1 protein-coding gene is annotated in these 4,660 nt (G+C 45.0%); it reads left to right on the top strand.

Annotated features, from left to right (window positions below):
- Positions 1-306 precede the first annotated feature (306 nt).
- Positions 307-4,533, top strand: a complete 4,227-nt coding sequence (locus V7K67_RS14590; RefSeq protein WP_335167108.1) for a chemotaxis protein CheB — start codon at positions 307-309, stop codon at positions 4,531-4,533.
- Positions 4,534-4,660 lie beyond the last annotated feature (127 nt).

Here is a 4,660-nt window from a genome sequence, read left to right as displayed (position 1 = left end):
TTGCTTTTGCGCCATGTGATTTATTCTACGATGCTATGTGCATCTATTTACTTTTTCTTTTTTGCACTACCCCGATTTATTGAGCGGATACAAAACTTTCCCCTTTAACTGAGTAGCGTGGGTTTAAATCCCCCGGTTCAAAAAATAAGCAATTTTTTTGTTTTTCATAAATTAAATTAGGGTGCTGTGAAGAAAGTAGCGAAGGTAAAAATATATATTTTCTTCCTGCCTCCTACTTTTATTTGGTAAACCAACTTAAAATATAAACCTTAGCCGCCAAAGCATTGCGGTACTAAACTGCATCTTATGACATCCGATCAACCCTCTGAGCAACCTGTATCTGAATCTACCGCGAATGAAGTGTTCGACGTAGAGCAACAAGACAATAAAGATGCTTTATTTCCCATCGTTGGCATTGCCGCCTCTGCGGGTGGATTAGAGGCATTTACGCAGTTACTCAAACATTTGCTTACCGATACAGGGATGGCATTTGTGCTGATTCAACACTTAGATCCTAACCACAAGAGTCTGTTGAGCGAGATTCTCGGAAGAACAACTACAATGCCCGTCAATGAAGTGCGAGACGGCGTGACTGTGCAACCTAACCAGGTCTACATTATTCCGCCCAACACTAAGATGATGCTGTCTGGTGGGGTGTTGCAACTCACGCCGCGAGAGAAAATTCATGGTAAATATATGCCTGCTGATGCGTTCTTTGCTTCATTGGCAGCAGATCGAGGGCAAAAAGCGATCGCAGTTGTTCTATCTGGGGTGGATGGAGACGGTTCGCTAGGGCTGAAGGCAATCAAGGCAGCTGGAGGCGTGACTTTTGCTCAGTGTGAAGACACAGCAAAATTCGATAGTATGCCCAATACTGCTGTTGCCACTGGGAATGTGGATTTTGTGCTACCGCCGCCAAAAATCGCCGAGGAACTGGTAAACCTCAGTCGCAATCCTTTTATTTCTAAGTCATTGCCACTGATCGCAATTGAAAATTTGCCCGAACAGGGAGATGCCCTGGCAACTATATTTGTGTTATTGCGATCGCAAACTGGCGTTGACTTCAGCCACTACAAGCCCAACACCCTCGATCGCCGAATCCAGCGGCGAATGCTGTTGTATAAACTACAACGCTTGGAGGATTATGCCGAGTATTTGCAAAACAATCCCAGTGAAGTCAAAGCGCTCTATGAAGAAATTCTGATTCACGTCACCCATTTTTTCCGCGATCCCGAAGTATTTGAAGTGTTGAAAGAGCGAGTCTTTCCGACCATCATCCAAAACAAATCAGCAGAGTTGCCGATTCGGATTTGGGTAGCTGGGTGTTCGACGGGTGAAGAAGTGTATTCCATCGCTATCTCCTTGCTGGAGTTGTTGTCAAATAAAGTAACCTCACCGCCGATCCAAATTTTTGCCACAGACATCAGCGAAATAGCGATTGAAAAAGCGAGAACGGGTATTTATGCAGAGAATCAAATGGTGGAAGTCTCACCAGAGAGCCGCCGCCGATTTTTTAATGCCCTTGAGGGCGGTGGATATCAAATTAACAAAGCTGTGCGCGAACTGTGTGTGTTTGCTCGGCAAGACTTGGGCAGCGATCCCCCTTTTTCTAACTTAGATTTAATTAGCTGCCGGAATGTATTGATTTACTTGGACGAAACGTTGCAAAAACGGATATTGCCCATCTTTCATTACAGTCTCAATCCCACTGGCTTCTTGCTGCTAGGGACTTCAGAAAGCACAGGTAAGTATTCGGATTTGTTTACTCTGATTGACAAAAAATATAAAATCTATAGTAAAAAGCTAACTGCAATTCGTCCGACTTTTTCGTTCATTACCAGCAATTATCCGATAATAAAAGTGGACGAACCAAAGCAGGCGTTTGAGAATCCATCGAATGAGTTTGACTTAGAGAAAAAAACTGACCAACTAATCTTGGAGCGCTATGCCCCAGTGGGTGTAGTAATCAACAACAAGATGGAGGTGCTGCAACTTCGGGGAGAAATCGATCTCTACCTCAAAGTTGCATCGGGGAAACCGAGTCTTAACTTATTCAAAATGGTGCGCGAGGGTTTGCTTATCGAGCTACGCGCCACAATTTATCAGGCACAACGGCAAAAAATTCTCATTAGAAAAGAAGGGTTACGAATTGAATCCGGCGATCTGGCAAAAATCATCAATCTTGAGGTGATTCCATTTAACCCTGGGACTGAGGAAGAACTCTACTTTCTGATTTTATTTGAATCAGCCCCACTCACAATTAACAACCCCAGCACAATAAATCCTGAGAGCGAAGAGCAGTCAGACTTAGGGCAGGAGATTGTTCGGCTTAGGCTTGAACTTACAACCGCCATCCAAGAGCGGGCTGCAACTCAAGAATATCTACAAGCGGTGATCCAAGAGCAGGAGCATATCAATCAAGACCTGAAAGTTGCCAATGAAGAAATCCTCTCTAGTAATGAAGAGTTACAAAGCACCAATGAGGAGCTAGAAACTGCCAAAGAAGAGATTCAGGCAACCAACGAAGAACTCAACACCACTAATGAAGAACTTCGTAGTCGAAATCAGGAATTACACCAAGTTAACAACGATCTCACGAATTTGCTTGCCAGTATTAATATTCCGATTTTGATATTGACTTTAGACTTACGCATTCGCCGTTTTACGCCAACGGCGCAGCGACTTTTCAATTTGATTCCCGCCGATGCTGGACGACCTTTGAGCGACATCAGAGCAAATCTCGATGTTCCTGAGTTAGAAACTCTAATTTTGGAGGTTCTTGACACACTCAGCATCAAAGAATTAGAAGTCCAAACTCTGGGGGGACATTGGTACAACCTCCGCATCCGTCCTTATCGCACCACAGAAAACAAGATTGACGGTGTAGTGTTGGTGTTAATAGATATTGATGGTCTTAAACGCAGTGCAGTAACGTTAGAAGAAGCCCGGAATTACGCTGAAGCGATTGTGGAGACGGTACAAGTGCCGTTAATCGTGCTTGATTCTGATTTGCGGGTGAACAAAGCCAATCGCTCGTTTTATGAAACATTTCAGGTTTCACCATCAGAGACAGCCCAATCTCTGATTTTTGAACTAGGAAACGGTCAATGGAACCTGCCGGGACTGCGATCGCTCTTAGAAGACATTCTCGCCAACGATACCAGTATTCAAAACTTGGAGGTAGAGCATCACTTTGAGCAGATTGGACAGAAAACCATGCTGCTCAATGGTTGGAAAATTATTGAGCAGGGAGAGGCTCAAATGATTTTGCTGGCGATTGAAGATATTAGCGATCGCAAACAGTTAGAGTTAGAGCGGTCTAAGATTATAGCACAAGAGCAGTCAGCCCGTCAACAGGCGGAAATTGCCAACCGAGCCAAAGATGAATTCCTGTCGAACCTCTCCCATGAACTTCGTAACCCGCTCAATACTATACTGGGCTGGGCGCAACTTTTCCGCACCCGCAATTTAGATTCAGAAGCAGTCACTCGTGCCTGGGAAGTGATCGAGCGGAGTGCTAAAGTGCAAGCTAAGTTAATCGATGATATGCTCGATATCTCCCGGATTACGAGTGGCAAGCTTCATTTAAATACTCGTCTAATCGATTTGGTTTCAGTAGTGGATGCCGCCATTGAGTCTATCGAATTTTCCGCAGAGGCGAAAAGCATTGAAATTGTTTCAGAGTTGAACTCGGCGACGGTTGTCGGAGATTTTGACCGTTTACAGCAAGTTCTGTGGAATTTACTTTCTAATGCCATTAAGTTCACTCCAGCCGGTGGGCGAGTGGGAATTATACTCGAAGCTGTATCTACTCACGCCCAAATTCGAGTCAGCGACACCGGAATTGGCATCCGGGAAGACTTGCTGCCATACATTTTCGATCGCTTCCGCCAAGGAGATTCTAGCAGCAGCAAAACAAGTCAGGGACTTGGATTAGGCTTGTCAATCGTCCGTCATCTGATAGAACTTCACGGTGGAACAGTTGAAGCGCAAAGCCCAGGTGAGGGACTAGGAACCACGATTGTCATCAGGCTGCCTCTGCGCTTAATGCCACCGGAGATTACACCGCCAGCTTATTTAGAGCCGAGCCTTTTGTCAGAGACTCCAGATACATTAGATGGTAAAAATCCACCCCTTACCCTTCAAGGGTTATGCATCTTGGCTGTAGACGATCAAGCGGATAGCCGCGACTTACTAAAGTGGATGTTAGAAGACTTTGGGGCTGAGGTAGTGGTTGTGACATCGACAAGGGAAGCGATCGCTGCTTTAACTGAATCTCCTGGCAGATATGATGTGCTTCTAGCAGATATTGGGATGCCAGAGGAAGATGGTTTCTCCCTGATTCGTCAGGTGAGAGCGCTTGAAGTTGGGGGACAAATTCCAGCCGCAGCAATCACTGCCTATGCCACCGAGCAAGAGCGGCAAAGGGCAATTGATGCTGGTTTCCAAACGCATCTAGCTAAACCGATTCAGCTTAGTGAATTGGTATTGATGATTGCAAATTTGAGTGGACGAGGGACAGGTAATGAGTAATGGGTAATGAGTAATGAGTAATGGGTAATGAGTAAGTAACCGTTCACAGGGGTAATTAGTTGCTGAAATCAGGCAAAATAGAATGGGTGAAGGGGTTACAGCAATTAAAGGCAGAAGTTAATCCATG

It is taken from the genome of Nostoc sp., from assembly GCF_036917155.1.
In the GTDB taxonomy this organism is placed as follows: domain Bacteria; phylum Cyanobacteriota; class Cyanobacteriia; order Cyanobacteriales; family Nostocaceae; genus Nostoc.
The sequence above is the reverse complement of the archived record's forward strand: the minus strand, read 5'-3'. Positions and strand labels throughout refer to the sequence as shown.

What these genes read in the sequence shown, in the direction of transcription:
- V7K67_RS14590 (WP_335167108.1), top strand. Translation starts at nt 307, where the DNA reads ATGACATCCGATCAACCCTCTGAGCAACCTGTATCTGAATCTACCGCG.